The organism is Phycisphaerales bacterium, from assembly GCA_035627955.1.
GTDB lineage: Bacteria > Planctomycetota > Phycisphaerae > Phycisphaerales > UBA1924 > JAEYTB01.
On record DASPKU010000001.1, the window covers coordinates 491,084 to 508,586 of the forward strand.

Here is a 17,503-nt window from a genome sequence, read left to right on the forward strand (position 1 = left end):
TCGTTGCGTGCGGGGAGACTACCACGCCGAGAAAGTTCTTGAAAGAACCAGCGGATTTTCCGTGCGGGGTACCGGCGGTTTACGCCAGAGGTTGCAGGGACGTGCCGCGAGGGGGTCGCGTCCCACGCATCCACACTCGGCAGCGCCGGTCTCGGGGGGAGGCCGGCGTTGTCCTTTTGTGCTCATGCCCATAGCCCGCGCTGCCGGGGCCGTGTGGAAGGGACCTGAGAAGGGGAAACCGGGGAAATCTGATCTGAGTTGGTGGACTTTGGTCCGGTTGGTCGATATGACTACCTAGAACTCTATCATTCGGAGGCAGCCATGACCGGCCTCAGCCCCAACGGCCACGCTCGATCGCCCCGCTCGTCCCCGGCTTCTTCTGTTCGGCCGCAGCAGGTCATGGACGATCCGGCGGGGTTCAGGCGTCTGGGGCAGTGTGCCGTCATAGCAGTGGCGATGGCGGCTCCGATCATTGGGATCGGGGCGTTCGTGCTGTCGGCGCAGGTGCGGGAGCAGGAGCAGAAGGCCGCGGCATTCGTGAGGGCGGCGGGCCGGTGGGAAGACATGGTTGCGGCGCCCGCCGGGGCCATGCTGCCGGCGGAAGAGGCGAGCCGCGGGCGGGCGCTGTTCCGGGCCGCGTGCGCGGCGTGCCACGGCGTGGATGGCAGCGGGGGTCTGGGGAAGAACCTGAGCCAGAGCGACTTCGTCGCGGGGCTGGGTGATGATGCTCTGCGTGAGTTCATCCGCGTAGGGCGGCCGAACGCCAAGCCGCTGCCCATGCCCGCCAAGGGCGGGCGGGAGGACCTGACGGACGGGAACATCGCGGAGATCGCGGTGTACATCCGCGGGCTGCAGGACCCACGGCGGATGCCTGTGCTGACGGAAGTGGCGAGCGCGCCGGCGGCGGCGCCGAGCGCGGACGAGAAGGCCGCGGCATTGGCGGCAGCGGGCGGGGACGAGGAACTGGCGGAGTACATCGCGAGCGGGCGCACGCTGTACAGCGGCTCGTGCCTGGCGTGCCACGGGCCGGGCGGCAGCGGCATCAAGGGCAACGGCAAGGCGCTGGCAAAGAACAGCTTCATCGGCGGCCAGGACGACGACGCGCTGCTGGCGTTCATCAAGAAGGGGCGCGACCCGAGCGACCCGAAGAACACGACGGGCGTGGGCATGCCGGCCAAGGGCGGGAACCCGGCGCTGAGTGACGACGACCTGCTGGACATCATCGCGTACCTCCGCAGCCTGCAGGACAAGCAGGCCGCGGCGAAGTGAATGGACACACCTGCGCCGTGCTCCGCGTCCTGTGGACCCGGGGAACCGGCGAGCTTGCGGGAGACCAGTGATGCTTGGGGCCAATACACGACGTGCCGGATTCGCGGCGATCCTGACCATCCTGTGCGCGGGCACGGTGCTGGAGATGACTACGGCACCCGCGGCCGCGCAGCAGGAGGGGCGGCGTCGCCGGCGCTCGCAGCAGGAGGAGGCCAAGCCCATCGAGCTCACCGCCGACCAGGTGGCGCAGCTGACGAAGGTGGCTAACGAGCGGAAGCTGAACCTGGACGACCTGCTGGCGGCGGCCAAGACGTACATGCCCAGCGGGCGGCACGACGAGTACGTGCTGTTCTCCTCGGGCGGGCAGAGCGGGCAGGTGTTCGCGATCGGGGTGCCGAGCATGCGGCTGCTGCGGTCGATCTCGGTGTTCACGCCCGAGTCGTGGCAGGGGTACGGCTTCGCGGGGGAGAAGGACCAAGTCATCGAGCAGCTGAAGATCAACGGCAAGCCGGTGCTGTGGGGCGACACGCACCACCCCGGGCTGTCGGAAACGGGCGGCGAGTACGACGGGCAGTTCCTGTTCATCGGCGACAAGGCCAACGCGCGGCTGGCGGTGATCGACCTGCGGGACTGGGAGACCAAGCAGATCGTCAAGAACCCGCTGACGGTGAGCGATCACGGGGCGTCGTTCGTGACGCCCAACACCGAGTACGTGGTCGAGGGCGGGCAGTACGCGACGGTGCTGGGCTACGGCTACGCGCCAATCGATGAGTACAAGAAGTCCTACCGCGGGATGGTGACGTTCTGGAAGTTCGACCGCGCCAAGGGGCGGGTGGACGAGGCGAACTCGTTCGCGCTCGAGCTGCCGCCCTACTGGCAGGACCTGGCGGACGCCGGCAAGAACGCGAGCGACGGCTACGTGTTCATCAACTCGTTCAACGCCGAGATGGCGGTGGGCGGGGTGGAGAAGGGGAACCCGCCCTTTGAGGCGGGGGCCAGCAAGCGGGACATGGACTACCTGCACATCATCGACTGGAGGAAGGCGGAGGCCGCTTTCAAGGGGGGCAAGGCGAAGAAGATCAACGGCTTCCCGGTGCTGATGATCGACACGTGCGTGGCGGAGGGGATCCTGCACTTCGCGCCCGAGCCCAAGAGCCCCCACGGCGTGGACGTGACGCCCGACGGCAACTTCATGATTGTGGCAGGGAAGCTCGACCCGCACGTGACGGTGTACTCGATCGACCGGATCAAGGCTGCGATCGCGGGCAAGAAGTTCTCGACCAAGGACGAGTACGGCGTGCCGGTGCTGGACTTCGACGCCGTGAAGGAGGCGCAGGTCGAGCTGGGCCTGGGGCCGCTGCACACGCAGTTTGACAACAAGGGGTACGCGTACACATCGCTGTTCCTGGACTCGGCGGTGGCGCGGTGGAGCCTGGGCGGGAGCTACGACGCCCTCAACCCCGAGCAGCCGTGGAAGCTCGTGGCCAAGACGCCGGTGCAGTACAACATTGGTCACCTGTGCGCCGCCGAGGGTGACACGGTGAGCCCCGACGGCAACTTCCTGATCTCGATGAGCAAGTGGTCGGTGGACCGCTTCCTGCCGACGGGCCCACTGCTGCCGCAGAACTTCCAGCTGCTGGACATCGCGGCCCCGGGCACGGTGATGCCGGTGCTGTTCGACATGCCCGTCGGCGTGGGGGAGCCGCACTACTGCCAGATGATCAAGGCGGACAAGCTCAAGACGTGGAGCGTCTACCCCGAGGTGGGCTGGAACCCGCACACGCAGGCGCTGGACCCGCGGGCGCCGAAGGTCGGGCAGGAGGGCGTCATCCGCAACGGCACGCAGGTGACGGTGAACATGACGGCCATCCGCAGCCACTTCACGCCCGAGCACGTGGAGGTGAACGAAGGCGACACGGTGACGTGGCGGATCGTGGCGGCGGAGACCACCAAGGACGCGACGCACGGATTCTGCATCGGCGGGTACAACATCAACCTGTCGCTGGAGCCGGGTGAGTTCACCGAGGTCGTGTTCACCGCCGACAGGCCGGGCACGTACCCCTTCTACTGCACCGAGTTCTGCTCGGCCCTGCACCTGGAGATGATGGGCTACCTGCACATCAAGCCGAAGAGCGCGGGCGGGACCCCCACCGCTTCCGCGGCCGCCCCGACTGAGAAGTAACCCCAACGCACGCTGGTTGCGCGACGGAAGCCGCGCAACCGGCTTCTCTCCCCCTCATGCCAATCGCGCGCGTCGGCGCCGGCAGCAGCAAGGAGGCCCATCATGTCACGGTTTGTACAGCACCTCCTGGGGCCGCGGGTTCCGGCGGATGAGCTGCGGGCGCGGCCCGCTCGGTACGTGGTTCCTTCGTTCATTCTGATGGCGGCGCGGGTGCTGCTGCTGGTGTCGGTGTTCCTGCCCTACTGGCACATGGAACTGGATGCACCGCAGTACCCCGACGGGCTGTTCCTGACCGCGTACGTGAACCACCTTGACGGTGACGTCAAGGAGATCAACGCGCTGAACCACTACATCGGCATGCGGCCGCTGGAACAGGCCGCGGTGTTCGAGCGGGCGGCTTCGGTGTGGCTGGTGGTGGCGATGGTGCTGCTGATGGAGGGGGCCGCGCTGGTGCACAGCCGGTGGGCGGTGCTGCTGGCGCTGCCGGCGCTGGGGTTCCCGGTGGGTTTCCTGCTGGACCTGCAGTGGTGGATGGCGCACTTCGGTCAGAACCTGGACCCGGCGGCGCCCCTCTCGTCGTCGATCAAGCCGTTCACGCCCACGGTGCTGGGGGAGGGCGGGATCGGGCAGTTCAAGACCTACGCGGAGATGGGAACGGGCTACTGGATGGCGACGGCGGGGGCGGTGTGCACGCTGGTGGGGTTTGTGTTCCACAGGCGGGCGTACAAGCCGCTGTATGACCGGATGATCGCGAAGGAGGCGTTGTGAAGACGCTCATCGCCATGCTCGTTGTGTGCGCAGGCGCGGCCCTGGGGACGGGTGACGGCGGGGAGACGCGGGAGTCCGCGCGGGGAGTGCACGCGGAGCCGGCCTCTCATGCGGCTCCGTCGACTGGAGAGCGCGAGCTGGGCGTGATCGGGCGGATGATCGACGCGGCGGCGGCGGGCGCCACGCTGGAGGTGCCGGCGGGTGTGTACACGGAGCGCCTGCGGATCGGCAAGCCGCTGACGCTGGTGGCGCAGGGTCGGGTGGTGATCGACGGCGGCGGGAGCGGGGACATCGTTGAGATCACGGCTCCTGATGTGACGCTGCGCGGGTTCACGGTGCGGAACACGGGCACGGACCTGGACAAGGAGAACGCGGCGATCCGGTCAACCGGCGCCCGCACGGTGCTGGAGGACAACACGCTCGAGGACATCCTGTTCGGGATCGACCTGCGGGAGGCGCCGGACAGCGTGGTGCGGGGGAATCGGATCGGGGGCAAGGACCTGGGCATCGCGCGGCGGGGCGACGGGCTGAAGCTGTGGCGGGCGGACCGGTCGGTCGTCGAGAACAACACGATCCACGACGGGCGGGACGCGATCCTGTGGTACTCCAAGGGGATCGTGGTGCGCGGGAACGTGGCGGAGGACTGCCGCTACGGGCTGCACCTGATGTTCAGCGACGAGGTGACGATCGAGGACAACCGGTTCAGCCGCAACTCGGTAGGCGTGTACCTGATGTACAGCGCGGGAGTGACGATCCGGCGGAACCAGTTGATCGCAAACCGGGGGCCGAGCGGCTACGGGCTGGGGCTTAAGGAGACGGACCGGTTCAGTGTGACGGACAACCTGATCACGGCGAACCGGTCGGGCGTGTACATCGACGGCTCGCCCTTCACGAGCGCACGGCCGGGCGAGTTCACGCGGAACACCATCGCATACAACGACGTGGGCTTCACGTTCCTGCCCTCGGCCAAAGGTAACGAGCTGACGGCGAACAACTTCATCGACAACATCGACCAGATCGCGGTTGCGGGGCGGGGCGACCTGTCGGCGAACGCGTTCTGGAAGGGCGATGTCGGCAACTTCTGGTCGGACTACACGGGGTACGACCAGGACCGGGACGGCGTGGGCGACTTCGTGCACGAGTCGCAGACGCTGTTCGAGAACATGATGGACAAAGAGCCCAAGCTGCGGCTGTTCCTGTTCAGCCCGGCGCAGCAGGCGATCGAGTTCGTGGGGCGGACGCTGCCCGCGGTGCGGCCCGAGCCCAAGTTCTGCGATGAGGTGCCGCTGATGCGGCCGGTGGAGATGCACATGGCGGTGGCGCCCGCACGGGGCTCGCTGGCGGGCCTGGGTGTGACCGGGGGCGCGATGCTGGCCCTGGGGGGCGGGCTGATCACCGTCGCTGGGCGCGGGTACGTCGCCGGAGGAGGGAAGCGATGATCACGATTCAGAACGTCACGAAGAAGTTCGGTCGGGCCACCGCGGTGGAGGGCGTGAGCCTGGACATTCCGGCGGGGGACAGCGTGGCGCTGTGGGGCGGGAACGGCGCTGGAAAGACGACGCTGATCCGCTGCGTGCTGGGGCTGATCCGGTGCCAGGGCACGGTGAGGGTGGGCGGGTTCGACGTGCGCAAGCAGGGGAAGCAGGCGCGGCGGCTGATCGGGTATGTGCCGCAGGAGCTGGGGTTCTACGACGACCTGGGCGTGGCGGACGCTGTTGTGTTCTTCGCCAGGCTGAAGGGCTTGGGTCGGCCCGATGTGACGGAGGTGCTGGGGCGCGTGGGCCTGTGCGGGCACGAGCGCAAGCGGATCCGCGAGCTCTCCGGGGGCATGAAGCAGCGGCTGGCGCTGGCGGTGGCGCTGCTGGGGGACCCGCCCGTGCTGGTGCTTGACGAGGTGACGGCGAGCCTGGACGCGTGTGGGCGCGAGGAGTTCGTCTCGCTTCTGCACCAGCTCTCGGGGCGGGGCCGCACGATGCTGTTTGCTTCCCACAGGGTCGAGGAGGTCACGACGCTGGCGCGGCGGGTGGCGTTCCTCGAGGATGGACGTCTCGGCTCGGTCGCGGACGCCGCGGCCTTCATGGGGCACCTCGGCTCGGGGCCGGTGCTTCACCTCACCATGGCGGCGGGCGTTCGCGATCGGGCGATGTCGGTGCTGAGCGGGAGCGGGTTCGCGCCCAAGCTCAATGGGGTGGGGCTGCTGGTGCCGGTGATGGAGGAGCAGAAGGCGGCGCCCTTCCGGGTGCTGGCGGATGCGGAGATCAAGGTGGAGGACTTTGAGGTTCTCTCGGCGGCGCAGATGCGGCGGATGGAGGTGCACACATGATGGCTCTGACGAAGCTTGAGTTAGACGTGGACGGGTTGGCGGCGCCCGGCGCCGCCCGCAATGTGCTGACGATCGCGGGACGGGAGCTGCGTGAGGCGGTGCGGAGCCGCTGGTTCCTCCTGTACACAGTGGCGTTCGCGGCGCTGGGCCTGGGCATCTCCTACGTGTCGGCGGCGGGCGCGGGAGGGGCGGGGCTGGCGGGCTTCGGGCGGACGACGGCGGGGCTGATCAACCTGGTGCTGCTGGTGTCGCCCCTGATGGCGCTGACGGCGGGCGCAGGGTCGATCGCGGGGGACCGCGAGCGGGGGATGCTGTCGTACCTGCTGAGCCAGCCGGTGACGCGGACCGAGCTGATGTTCGGCAAGTACCTGGGATTGGCGGGAGCGCTGCTGGCGTGCCTGTGCCTGGGGCTGGGGACGTGCGCCGCGGTGCTGGCGCTGAAGGGTGAGGCGACGCGGCCGGCAAGCATCGTGTGGCTGGCGGGGCTGGCGTTCGCGTTGTCGATGTCGATGCTGAGCGTGGGGATGCTGATCTCGGTGCTGGCGAGGAAGGCGTCGGTGGCGGTGGGCACGGCGATCTTCGCGTGGCTGACGCTGGTGTTCGTCACGGACCTGGGGCTGATGGCGGGCACGATGGCGCTGAAGCTGCGGATTGAGCAGCTGTTCACGCTGAGCCTGGTGAACCCGCTGCAGGTGTTCAAAATGTGGTCGCTGCACGCGGTGGACGCGACGCTGGATGTGCTGGGCCCGGCGGGGCTGTACGCCGCGGAGGAGTATGGATCGAGGCTGCACGCCATCTTCGGCGGGTGCCTGGGCGCGTGGATCGTGCTGCCGCTGGTTGTGTCCGCTGTCATCTTCTCACGGAGGTCGCCGCTATGAACCGTGTCACGCTGGGTGTGTTGCTGTGTGTGGGCGCGTGGGTGCTGCCGTCGTGCGTGAAGAACGACGCGGACGGTCCGCCGAACCTGCGGCTGGGGCGGGACGAGTGCGTTGAGTGCGGGATGATCATCAATGAGGACCGTTGCTCGAGCGCGATGGTCGTGAACAACGAGGGTGTGAAGGAGGCGAGGCTGTTCGATGACATCGGGTGCATGCTGGACTACGCCCATGAGCATGCGGACAAGGCAGAGCCGGCGGGGTTCGTGCACGACCATGGCACGCGTGGGTGGGTGAAGATGGACCAGGCGTGGTTCGTGCTCGCGGACGAGGAGAAGCTGAAGACGCCGATGGGGTCGGGGCTGGTGGCGTTTGCCGGCAGGGAAGAGGCCGAGAAGGCCGCGGCGGCTCACGGCGGGACGGTGATGGAGTATGCCAAGCTCTCGGCTGCGCGGCGGGCGTGGATGGAGGCGCGGTACGGCAGCCCGGAGCGGGCGCCAGCGGGTGGAGCGACAGGAGGTGGGAAGTGAACGCACGCACGGATTGCACGCTGACGCTCGGGCAGCTCGCGGCGACGCGGGCGGGCGCGATCCCGGTGTTCGAGCGGTATGGGTTGGATTACTGCTGTGGGGGTGGGCGGACGCTGCGGGAGGCGTGCGCCGCGGCCGAGCTCTCGCCGGATGCGGTGGTGCAGGCGATCCACGATGAGGAGCAGGAGCATCGGGGGATTCCGCGGGAGCGGCCGTGGACGGACGCGACGATGACGGAGCTGGCGGACCACATCGAGCGGACGCATCACGCGTTCGTGCGAGATGCGCTGGCGCGGCTGGCCAACATCATGCCGCGGGTGGTGGCGGCCCACGGGAAGAGCAACCCGGCCCTAGCGGAGCTGGCGGCGGTGTACGGGCAGTTCGCGGAGGAGATGCGGGACCACATGGTGCGGGAGGAGCGGGTGCTGTTCCCGTGGCTGCGGCGGCTGGAGCGGCCGACGGAGGTCCAGAGCGGCCCGCCGTGGAGCGTGCGGCGGCCGATCAGCTGCATGGTTCATGATCATGATGATGCGGGGGCGGCGTTGGCGCGGATGCGGGAGCTCACAGGCAACTACACGCCGCCGGAGGGTGCGTGCGCGACATACCGGTCGATGCTGTCGACGCTCGAGGCGCTGGAGCGGGACACGCACGAGCACATCCACAAGGAGAACAACATCCTGTTCCCGGCGGGGGTGCGGGCGGAGGACGAGGTTGCGGCACGGGCGGCGGCGAGGGCCGGTGGTAAGGGGGCGTCAACGTGATATACAAGCTGCTGGTTCTGGGGCACCTGCTGGGGGCGATGGTGTGGGCGGGTGGGCATGTGGTGCTGGTGCGGACGGTGCTGCCGCGGGCGCTGCGGGCGCGGGACACGGGGCCGATCCTGGAGTTTGAGCGGGCGTTCGGAAGTCTGGGGCTGGTGGCGTTGGTGGTGCAGCTGGGGACGGGGCTGATGCTGGCGCGGCATTGGCTGGGCGGTGATTGGGGGCGGCTTCTCTCAGAGCCCGGCACGGTGGAGCGGTTGATCCTGATGAAGGCGGGGATGCTGGTGGCCAGCGTCGGGGTGAGCGGGTTTGCGCACCGGCGCCTGCTGCCGCGGTTGAGCGGGGAGAATCTGCGAGGCTTCGCGCGGTTTGCGTGGTTCACCACCCTGCTGGCGGTGGGGATGGTGGTGGCGGGGGCGTGCGTGCGGCTAGGGGGGCTGCCGTGAGGGGTACAGTTCTCCAGAATCCACGGAAGGGACTCCATGATTTCGCAGACCACCGAGTATGCCCTCCGCGCCATGGTGCACCTGGCAGCGCTGCAGCCGGGCACGACCGTGAACAGCGAGGTGCTCGCAACGTGCACGAAGGTGCCGCAGGGGTATCTGTCGAAGATCCTGCGGGACCTGGTGGTGGCGGAACTGATCACGTCGCAGCGGGGGCCCAATGGCGGGTTTGCGCTTGCGCGCGGGGCGGGCGAGGTTTCGATGCTGGATGTGGTGAACGCGGTGGACCCGATCCAGCGGATCAGGAAGTGCCCGATCGGGAACCCGGCGCACCTGAACCTGTGCCCGCTGCACCGTCGGATCGATGATGCGCTGGACCAGATCGAGCAGAGGTTTCGGGAGACGCTGCTGTCGGAACTCCTGAGCGAGCCGCCGGTGGCGGGGGCGCGGTGCATGGGCGTGGCCGCGACCGTGACGCACAGGGGACGGACGGTCGACGATCGGCCGAAGCGCGGGCCGGCTGGGAAGCGGTGAGGCGGCTCTTTCAGACCGCGCGCTGGAAGGCGAAGTGGGCGGCGCCGACGCAGCCGGCGTCGTCGCCCAGGGCGCTCTGAACGATCTTCACACCCTGGCAGCGGTCGGGGAAGATGGTCTTGCGTGCCGCCTGACGCACCAGCGAGAGGAAGCCGCCACCGAGCGCTTCGGTGAAGCCGCCGCCGACAACGACGCGCCCGACCGAGAGCAGTGTGACGGTGCCGCCGATGGCGGTGCCGAGCACCTGCGCTGCGTGCTCGATGACCTCGACCGCGAGCGGGTCTTTGGCGCGCCAGGCCTTGGCGAGGACCTTCGAGTCGATCTCCTCGGTCTCTCCCTTCTTGAGCTTGGTAGCGTCGCCGCCGATGAGCTTGGTGATCAGGCTCTCTCGCCCGCTGCGGATGAGGCGCTCGAGGGTCTCGGCCACGCCGGTGCGGGAGCAGACCTGCTCGAGCGAGCCCGCTCCGGGCGGGGCCCAGGGGAGGACGACGCCGCGTCCGATCTCGCCGGCGGTGCGGAAGTGGCCGTGGTAAACCTCGCCATTGAGGATGAGGCCGCCGCCCAGGCCGGTGCCGAGCCAGACGCCGAGAAGGTCGCGGGCGTTCTCGCCGGCGCCGTAGAGGTTCTCGCCAAGCACCGCGAGGGTGACGTCGTTGTCGACCGCGACGGGGACGCCGAGGCGCTTACGGAGGATCGAGCGGAGCTGCACGTCGCGCCAGCCGAGGTTCACGGCCTCGAGCACGACGCCGTGCTCGGCGTCGACCGCGCCGGGCGCGCCGACGCCGACGCACGCGAGGCGGTTGGTGCCGGTCCCAGCTTCGGCGCAGGCTTCGCTGAGTGCGCCGAGGGCGCGGACCAGGACGGACTCCTGGCCTTCGTGGGCGTCGGTCTTGACCGACGCGCGGCCGCGGACGTTTCCCTTGCGGTCAACAATGGCGACCTTGATGCCGGTGCCGCCGATGTCGATGCCGCCGGCGAGGGTGGAGCGGGCGCGTGCGGTTTTCCTGGCCATGCGGGCACAGTGTGCCGCGCAGGGATGAGGGCGGATTCAGCGGCTCGTGCGATCGGAGGCTTGGCGATGAGTCTCAACCGCCGGGGGCGGAGGGCTGCTTGGTTGGCTGGGCCGCGGGCTGCTGGTTCTTTGGGTCGCTCACGCCCTGCACGGGCTGCACGGGGATGTTGACGGGCGGCGGCGCGGGGGCGCGGAGTTTCAAGGCCGCGGCCTGGGCCTGGCGGGAGAACTCGATGGATTCGCCGAGGATGGTGGAGGCTTCCTGGTCGGCGTGGAAGCCGGCGCTGTTCTCGCTCTGGATGAAGTCCAGCCGCCACATCGCCCGCTTCTGGAGGTCGTAGATGGGCGCGAGTGCCTGGTCGCTGGCGCCCGCTGCCTTGGCCTCGCGGATGGCGTCGAGCATCTCGGTCATGGCCTTGGCGGCGACTTCCATGAGGTGGTTGGTGCGGTTCTGGATGGCCGCGACCTTGTCGCGCAGCTCCGCCTCGGGCACGTTGTGGCAGGTCTGGCAGGCGTTGTTGATGTTGAGCAGGGGGCTGCGAACCCAGTGACTGCTGACCTTCATGGCTCCGGTGCGCTCGTAGGGCATGTGGCAGTCGGCGCAGGCGACGCCGCTGCGGGCGTGAACGCCCTGGGACCAGAGCTCGAACTCGGGGTGCTGGGCCTTGAGAACGTGTGCGCCGGTCTCGCCGTGGGCGTAGTCGTAGAAGGGGGTGCCGTCGGGGAACTTGTGCTGGTCGTAGAAGGCCTCGATCTGGCCGGCCTTGAGGCCGTTGTGCCAGGGGAAGAGGAGGACCTCCTTGGGGCCGCAGTAGTACTCGACGTGGCACTGCCCGCAGACGAAGGAGCGCATCTCCTGGCGGGTGGCGTCGGTGTTGGGGTCGTAGTCCTTCGACTTGCTGCCCTTGCGCCAGCGCTCGACACTGGGCAGGTGGGGCACGGGGTCGTCGCTCTTCGCGAGGTTGGCAATGCCGATCACGAAGCCCGGGCGCGTGACGCGCAGGTGCATGGACTGGGGGTCGTGGCAGTCGATGCAGCTGACGGGGTGAGCGTCGCCGATGTGGTGGGCGTCGGGGGCGGGCACAGGGCCGGACTTGGTGGCGGGGGTGGTGACGGGCTGCCCGCCGGGGAACGTGGGCGCTCCCCCACTGCTGCTGCCGGCGCCGGGGCCGCTGCCGTCGGGGGTCTTGAAGAGCTCGGCGTGGGCCGCGGAGTACTCCATCAGGCTGAGCTTTTTGAACCCTTCCATGACGGCGGGCCAGTTGAAGCCGGCTGCGAGGGCGTTCGCGTCGGCGGTCTGGCCCATGGACTCCAGGCCGATGCGGCGCCACGTGGTGGTTGCGGAGGCGTGGCAGTGGAGGCAGGCGCCGACCTGGGGCTTCTTGACGACGCGCTCGGTGACCTCCTGGTCGTAGAGCATGTAGGCGTGGCCGCGGGCTTCGCGGTAGTCGATGCTGAAGGCGTAGCCGGCGTAGAGGCGCTTGAGCCAGGGGTGGGACTCGAGCTTGCTCATGGGCATGGCGGAGGAGCCGCCGAACTGGGTCTCGGAGTCGTCGACGGTGCGGCGGTAGGTGTCGAACTGGCGCGGCCAGTTGGCGCCCCAGGGGGCGGGGTCGGTGGAGACCTCGTTGACGTCAACGACGCGCACGAAGGGGCGGCGCGACTCCTGCTTGTGCTCGAACATGGTGACCAGGGTGAAGGTCACGGCGAGGGTGGTGATCGCCGCCACGGCGAGGACCAGGCCCATGATGACCAGGCGTTTTTTGCGGCTGACTTCTTCGGCCATGTTGAACCTCTACTCGGTGAAGCGGTCGTTGCCCCGCCCGGAGCGGGCCTTGTGGGCGTGGCCCACGTCGCTGTGGCAGTGGATACAGGAGGGGGCTTCCTCGTCAACGTCGTCGGCCCCGACCGCGACCATCTGGTGGACGATGTCGTCGTGGCAGCTGAGGCATGCGCCCTGCGTGACCTTGCGGTTGCGCTTCTTGATCTGGATGGGATCGTGGTAATCGCCGGTGGTGAAGGCAAGGGAGTGCCAGAAGCCGTTGTCGCTCTTGACGTACATCTTGCCGGGCAGGTTGTGGGGCAGGTGGCAGTCGTTGCAGGTGGCGACGTGCTTGTGGCTGGAGCCCTGCCAGGTGTCGTAGTGCTCCTGCATCACGTGGCAGTTGGCGCACGCAGCGGGGTCGTTGGTGAGGTAGGCCCAGCCCTTGCCGTAACCGAAGGTGAAGGCGCCAACGCCGCCGAGAATGCCGAAGACGAGGGCGATGGCGAGGGGGAGCAGACCGATGCGCGCGATGGCGGTGCCGAGGCCGTGTTTGCGCGGGGAGTCGGGAGCTGGGCTGGGGGCAACGGGCTCGGCCAATGGGGGCACCCCTTCGAGTGCTCGAATGTACCGAGGCGCCAGAGGGTTCGCCAGTCGGGGTGGCGTGAAGGGCCTTTCAGAGCGCGGGGTTGCGCGGGCGAGCCAGGGCAAGCGAGGCAAGGCCGACGTTGAGAAGGACGAAAGCGAGGAGCCAGAAGGCCGCGGAGTCCATGAAGCCGTAGGAGTGCAGGCCGACGCCGAGCATGTTGGTGCCGAACCAGCTCCATGCGACAACGATGTTGCCCAGCACGGCGAGAGCGGCGATGCCGGGTGCGCGGACCAGGCCGCCCCAGCGGGCGTGGAGGATGACGGCGTTGATGAGGACGACGAGGGCCGCGCCGTTTTCCTTGGGGTCCCAGCCCCAGAAGCGGCCCCAGGACTGGTCGGCCCAGATGCCGCCGAGGACGGTGCCGATGAAGCTGAGGAGGGTGGCGAAGCAGACGACGGCGTAGGTCATTGAGGCGAGGGGGCGGGCACGCTGCTCGGTGAAGGTGCGCGAGGTGGCGCGGATGAGGAGGTAAGTCGCGCCGAGCAGGCCCGCGAAGAGAGAGGCGGAGTAGCCGAGGGTGATGGTGACGACGTGGGTGGCGAGCCAGAAGTTGGTGTCGAGCACGGCCTGCATGACGCCCATGGTGTCGCCGTCCTGGCCCAGGTTGTGGGCGACGATGAGGGTGCAGAATCCGATGGAGCTGGCAGCAAGGGCGGAGAGGGCGATGGGGAACCAGCGCTCGAGCAGAAGGCCCAGGCCCACGGCCGCCCAGCCGACGAAGACGGCCGAGGAGTAGAGGTTGGTGACTGGCGGGCGGCCCTGAAGGTACATGCGGGTGATGAGCGCGGCGGTGTGGATGAGGAGCGCACCGGCGATGAGGCCGACGCTGATGGTGCGGCAACGCTCGCCCGTGGGGCCGTTGCGGTTGCGCAGGAGCAGAGCGGCGCACAGGACAAGAAAGGCGAGGACGTACACGACAGAAGCGCCGAGGAAGGGTTGGGCGCGGTTGAACCAGAGCTCCAGGCGAGCCTTCGTGGACGCCCCGGGCGCCCCGGCATCGACGATGCTCGCGTGCTCGGCGAGGACGGTGTCCAGCGTCGACTGATTCGAGTCGTGGTACGCGGCCATGACGCGGGCGATGGTGGCGGCACCGGCGCCCTCGGGGCGGTTCAGGCGGGCGTCCTGGAAGCCAACGTGGAAGGGACGCCACTCGCCGCCCGGCGCGGCCGGCGGGACCCAGTAGGGAGAGCCCATGCGGGCGATGGTGAGGAGCTCGGCAACACTGCCGAAGAGTTTGACAAGGGCGCGGTGGTAAGGGTCGCGCTGCTTGGGCGGGAGGGCCATGGCCTTGTCAGCCTGCTCGCCGATGGTGGGCCAGTGCGGCTCGATCTGCACGAGGGAAAGTCGCGCGGGCTTGGTGGGGTCGGCGCCCAGCAGAGTGAGGAGGTCGGGATGATCGACCTTGACCACCGGGACGTCCTTCACGCGCTCGGGGCGGGCGATCAGGTCCAAGACATAGGCCGTGGCGGCGTACTCGCGGTCGCTGTCGCGGAGGGTCTGGCGGCCGCTGGCCGCGAGCACGGCCGCGCGGGCGTGGGTGTCGAAGGGTTTGGTGCGGCCGCCCGAAGACACGGGCACGGCGGCGACCGCGGAGATGTCAAGGTCGTGCGCGGGTTGCGGGCGGGCCGCGGGGGAGAGGGCGAGCGCAGCGCCGATGAGTGCCGCGGCGATGGGCAGAGCGGGGAAGCGGCGTTGCTCGGTGGTTCCTGCGTTCGGGGCTGGCGCCCGCCGGCGGTTCATGAAGGTGGCGAGACCGATCGTGAAGTGCACGATGAGGCCTGCGCCCACCATCACGCACGAGAGGTATGGCAGCAGCCAGCCGGGGTTGCGAACGACCTGCAGGACGGTGCCGGTGTTGTCGGGTTTGAAGGACGCCTGGTAGAAGGTCTCGCCCTCGTAGCGGAGGGGCTGGTTCATGGAAATGAGGGCCTCGCGCTCCACGGCGCGGGAGGGGTCGACTAGGCGGACGTGGCTGGAGAAGTTGCGGGCGATCTCCGTGCCGGTGAACTTGTCGTGGCTGAAGTCGAGCAGGTGGAGCGTGTAGGGCTTGTAGGTGCGGGTGAAGCGGAGAGCGACGTGGTAGGTGCGGCCACCGGCGGTGATGGGCTGGGGGTTCAGAAGGTTGGCGGAAACGAGATAGACGCCGAGGTCCTGGTTGGCATGCCAGAGCTGGACGTAGGCGGAGGGGAGGTCGCTTTCAGCGCCGTCAACGCCGCGGGCGGGGGGGCGGGCGATGGGGCGGAGGCGCTGAGCGAGGCCGCGGTGGGATGGGTCGGGCGTGTCGTTCGCAACGAGGCCGGAGTTTGGGAGCCAGGAGACGACGGTGATGGAGAAGGGGAGGTCGGGGTGAGTGATGGAGTCGCGGCGTGCGGCGTGGCGCTCGAGGAGGTGCTGGGGGATGACGGTGACGCGGTCCTGTGTCGGGTCGCTGGGGTCGATGATGGCGAGTTCGACGGAGCGGACGTCCTCGATGTAGCTGCTGGAGGCGCCCTCGTCGATGCGCATGACGCCCTCGCGGGCGGTGAACGCGGTGACGAACTCCCCCAGGAGCAGGACGATGAGACCGGCGTGGAGCAGGATGACGCCGCTGCGGCGGGCGGTGAGCTTGAAGCGGAGGGCGTGGGCGGCGAGCAGATTGACGAGCATTGCGCCGGCGATGAACAGGCCGCCGGGGATTGGGAACGAAAGATTAAGGTTGCTGAACGCGCGCGGGACGAAGAGGCTGAGGGGGATCCAGGCAAGGGCGCTGCGGAAGTAGGTGTCCACCACGTGCCAGATGCCCTGGTTGGTCTGGGCCAGTGTGCCGGCGAAGATGAGGACCATCGCCATCGCGAGCAGGGCGACGGTGAGGCGGAGGGACGCGAACGCCGCGAGTGCGCGGCGGGCGAGGGTCACTCCTTCCCCCACTGCTCCGCGATCGCGTGGGCGAATGACTTGAAGGCGGGCTCGTGCTGGTCGGCGGCGGCGGGAGCGCCGGTGGCCTTGAGGAAGCGGGTGCGGTTGAGCTTGGGGTGGTGGAGGATGGCGCCGAGCATGTGCTGGCTCGGGCCCCGGAGACGGAGGAGGTGGACAGTGACATCGTCGTGCTGAGTGGCAGGCGACTCGGCCTGGAAGGCCTCGAGGGTGGTGGGCTCCAGGCCGACCTGGCCGCGCCAGCGGTTGACGTTGGCAAGGAGGCCGCCGGTGTCACCGGGGAACTCGGAGAGGGCAACCTCAAGGGGGTTGTCGGGGCCGGCGCGGAAGGTGGCCAGGCGCATCTGGCGTGGCATGGGGTCGAGTGTCCAGCCCTGCGGGGTCGGCCAGGAGGTGGTGCCGGCGGCGGCGGGCGCGGGGGGTGCCGGTGCGACGTGCGGGCGCGGGGCGGGTGTCGTCGGCTGCGCGGGGGCGGACGACTGCTTGGGGACGGTGTAGGTGTTGACGGCGGGCTTTTCGCAGGCGGTGAGGAGGAGGGCGGCGGAGGTCGTGCAGATGAGGAAGGCGCGGTTCATGGGGGATTGGTAGGCAGGGTGGAATGAGAAAAGGCCCGCGTCGGAGGACGCGGGCCCTTTGTGCAGGTGGAGGAAGGAAAAAGCCCAGGGATCTTAATCCCTGGGCTTTGGATGTCGGAGTCTTGCTTGATCAGACGGTCGCGGGGGCGGGCTTGTCGCCGGCAGCGGCGATGATGCGGTCCTTGACGGTCTCGAAGTTGCGCATGGAGTAGAGGTGGAGGTAGAGGAGCTCGAGCTCGTCATTCTTGGCCATCGTGGTCAGGGCGTCGGCGGGGAGGTTGCGGAGCTTGTTGCGGCTGATGGCGTGGAAGCCGCTGAGGGTCATCTTGGCGCCGGCGGGGGTGGTGACCTGGGCCTGCATGGGCTCGAGGATGTTGAGGTCCTTGATGCGCTTGCAGAAGGCGCGGGTGCGCTCGTACTGGGCCTGGTACTCCTGGAGGAACTTGAGCACGCCCTCGAGGTAGGCCGTGGGCTTGCCGTCTTCGTTGAAGAAGCGCTGGCCCTTGCCGTCCTGGTTGAGGCCGGGGTAGGACTCGTCGATGCAGAGGGTGAGGGTCTTGTTGTCCTGGCTCGCGGCGAAGACGAAGGGGTAGCGGCGGACGAAGGCGGGGACGTAGCGGGCCTTCCAAGTCGAGTCGGCGTTGAGGTAGAGGTTCTCGTCGGACTTGATGCCAAGGACCACCGCGGGGGTGACCTCATCGCCGGCGATAGTGAAGACGATGGCGTACTCGGAGGCGGCGGGGAGGAACTCCACCGCCGTGAGCGGCACGGCGTTGATGCCGGCGCTGAAGCCGTAGCCGCCGGAGGGCTCCACGGCGTATTCCTTGTGGCGCGCCGAGGAGATGGGGACGGCGGACTTGTAGATCAGCAGCTGCTTCGACATTCGTTGGCTCCAGTCAGACAGAAC

The 17,503-nt window shown here is 68.7% G+C and carries 16 protein-coding genes; 10 read left to right on the plus strand and 6 right to left on the minus strand.

The features are described 5' to 3' along the window. The first annotated feature begins 321 nt into the window (after positions 1 to 321). From VD997_02040 to VD997_02085, 10 genes are all read left to right on the plus strand, one after another. Positions 322 to 1,269: a c-type cytochrome gene (locus tag VD997_02040; protein ID HYE60750.1), complete on the plus strand. Its 948-nt coding sequence runs from the start codon at positions 322 to 324 to the stop codon at positions 1,267 to 1,269. A 70-nt stretch (positions 1,270 to 1,339) separates the two neighbouring features. After that, entirely contained in the window at positions 1,340 to 3,451 is a 2,112-nt protein-coding gene (gene nosZ, locus VD997_02045) for a Sec-dependent nitrous-oxide reductase (GenBank protein ID HYE60751.1), read from the plus strand. Positions 3,452 to 3,553: 102 nt separating this feature from the next. Next, positions 3,554 to 4,219, plus strand: coding sequence for a hypothetical protein (locus VD997_02050; protein ID HYE60752.1), 666 nt, complete (start codon positions 3,554 to 3,556; stop codon positions 4,217 to 4,219). Next, positions 4,216 to 5,658 (plus strand): nitrous oxide reductase family maturation protein NosD, encoded by a 1,443-nt coding sequence (locus VD997_02055; protein HYE60753.1) that lies wholly within the window; start codon positions 4,216 to 4,218, stop codon positions 5,656 to 5,658. The genes VD997_02050 and VD997_02055 overlap by 4 nt, the downstream gene beginning before the upstream one ends. Further along, positions 5,655 to 6,542 carry an ABC transporter ATP-binding protein gene (locus VD997_02060; protein HYE60754.1) on the plus strand — a complete coding sequence of 296 codons (888 nt, stop codon included), beginning with the start codon at positions 5,655 to 5,657 and terminating at the stop codon, positions 6,540 to 6,542. The genes VD997_02055 and VD997_02060 overlap by 4 nt, the downstream gene beginning before the upstream one ends. Next, complete coding sequence (locus VD997_02065; GenBank protein HYE60755.1) at positions 6,539 to 7,420, plus strand: ABC transporter permease subunit; 882 nt, start codon at positions 6,539 to 6,541, stop codon at positions 7,418 to 7,420. The genes VD997_02060 and VD997_02065 overlap by 4 nt, the downstream gene beginning before the upstream one ends. Further along, positions 7,417 to 7,947 (plus strand): nitrous oxide reductase accessory protein NosL, encoded by a 531-nt coding sequence (locus tag VD997_02070; protein HYE60756.1) that lies wholly within the window; start codon positions 7,417 to 7,419, stop codon positions 7,945 to 7,947. Before VD997_02065 ends, VD997_02070 begins: the two co-directional genes overlap by 4 nt. Beyond that, complete coding sequence (ric, locus tag VD997_02075; GenBank protein HYE60757.1) at positions 7,944 to 8,708, plus strand: iron-sulfur cluster repair di-iron protein; 765 nt, start codon at positions 7,944 to 7,946, stop codon at positions 8,706 to 8,708. The genes VD997_02070 and ric overlap by 4 nt, the downstream gene beginning before the upstream one ends. Continuing rightward, positions 8,705 to 9,154 carry a hypothetical protein gene (locus VD997_02080; GenBank protein ID HYE60758.1) on the plus strand — a complete coding sequence of 150 codons (450 nt, stop codon included), beginning with the start codon at positions 8,705 to 8,707 and terminating at the stop codon, positions 9,152 to 9,154. Before ric ends, VD997_02080 begins: the two co-directional genes overlap by 4 nt. 36 nt (positions 9,155 to 9,190) lie before the next feature. Continuing rightward, the gene (locus VD997_02085) at positions 9,191 to 9,685 is read left to right on the plus strand and encodes an Rrf2 family transcriptional regulator (protein ID HYE60759.1); all 495 of its coding nucleotides are present in this window, start codon (positions 9,191 to 9,193) and stop codon (positions 9,683 to 9,685) included. A 10-nt stretch (positions 9,686 to 9,695) separates the two neighbouring features. Here the strand turns inward: VD997_02085 and VD997_02090 are convergent, their stop codons facing one another. The 6 genes from VD997_02090 to VD997_02115 all read right to left on the minus strand — a co-directional run bounded on the left by VD997_02090 (position 9,696) and on the right by VD997_02115 (position 17,479). Beyond that, positions 9,696 to 10,697 (minus strand): ROK family protein, encoded by a 1,002-nt coding sequence (locus VD997_02090; protein ID HYE60760.1) that lies wholly within the window; start codon positions 10,695 to 10,697, stop codon positions 9,696 to 9,698. Positions 10,698 to 10,770: 73 nt separating this feature from the next. Continuing rightward, the gene (locus VD997_02095; protein ID HYE60761.1) at positions 10,771 to 12,483 is read right to left on the minus strand and encodes an ammonia-forming cytochrome c nitrite reductase subunit c552; all 1,713 of its coding nucleotides are present in this window, start codon (positions 12,481 to 12,483) and stop codon (positions 10,771 to 10,773) included. Between the two features lie 9 nt (positions 12,484 to 12,492). Further along, complete coding sequence (gene nrfH / locus VD997_02100) at positions 12,493 to 13,059, minus strand: cytochrome c nitrite reductase small subunit (GenBank protein HYE60762.1); 567 nt, start codon at positions 13,057 to 13,059, stop codon at positions 12,493 to 12,495. Positions 13,060 to 13,135: 76 nt separating this feature from the next. Beyond that, the gene (gene ccsA, locus VD997_02105; GenBank protein HYE60763.1) at positions 13,136 to 16,003 is read right to left on the minus strand and encodes a cytochrome c biogenesis protein CcsA; all 2,868 of its coding nucleotides are present in this window, start codon (positions 16,001 to 16,003) and stop codon (positions 13,136 to 13,138) included. Then, on the minus strand, positions 16,000 to 16,596 hold the full coding sequence (locus VD997_02110) for a hypothetical protein (GenBank protein HYE60764.1): 597 nt from the start codon (positions 16,594 to 16,596) through the stop codon (positions 16,000 to 16,002). Before VD997_02110 ends, ccsA begins: the two co-directional genes overlap by 4 nt. 130 nt (positions 16,597 to 16,726) lie before the next feature. Continuing rightward, a complete protein-coding gene (locus VD997_02115) occupies positions 16,727 to 17,479 on the minus strand; it encodes a SapC family protein (protein HYE60765.1) in 753 nt (250 codons plus the stop codon). Positions 17,480 to 17,503 lie beyond the last annotated feature (24 nt).

Excerpts from the sequence above, each read along its gene's own strand:
- VD997_02040 (HYE60750.1), top strand. The coding sequence starts at position 322 with ATGACCGGCCTCAGCCCCAACGGCCACGCTCGATCGCCCCGCTCGTCC.
- nosZ (HYE60751.1), top strand. The coding sequence starts at position 1,340 with ATGCTTGGGGCCAATACACGACGTGCCGGATTCGCGGCGATCCTGACC.
- VD997_02050 (HYE60752.1), top strand. The coding sequence starts at position 3,554 with ATGTCACGGTTTGTACAGCACCTCCTGGGGCCGCGGGTTCCGGCGGAT.
- VD997_02060 (HYE60754.1), top strand. The coding sequence starts at position 5,655 with ATGATCACGATTCAGAACGTCACGAAGAAGTTCGGTCGGGCCACCGCG.
- VD997_02065 (HYE60755.1), top strand. The coding sequence starts at position 6,539 with ATGATGGCTCTGACGAAGCTTGAGTTAGACGTGGACGGGTTGGCGGCG.
- VD997_02070 (HYE60756.1), top strand. The coding sequence starts at position 7,417 with ATGAACCGTGTCACGCTGGGTGTGTTGCTGTGTGTGGGCGCGTGGGTG.
- VD997_02085 (HYE60759.1), top strand. The coding sequence starts at position 9,191 with ATGATTTCGCAGACCACCGAGTATGCCCTCCGCGCCATGGTGCACCTG.
- VD997_02090 (HYE60760.1), bottom strand. The coding sequence starts at position 10,697 with ATGGCCAGGAAAACCGCACGCGCCCGCTCCACCCTCGCCGGCGGCATC.
- VD997_02095 (HYE60761.1), bottom strand. The coding sequence starts at position 12,483 with ATGGCCGAAGAAGTCAGCCGCAAAAAACGCCTGGTCATCATGGGCCTG.
- VD997_02110 (HYE60764.1), bottom strand. The coding sequence starts at position 16,596 with ATGAACCGCGCCTTCCTCATCTGCACGACCTCCGCCGCCCTCCTCCTC.
- VD997_02115 (HYE60765.1), bottom strand. The coding sequence starts at position 17,479 with ATGTCGAAGCAGCTGCTGATCTACAAGTCCGCCGTCCCCATCTCCTCG.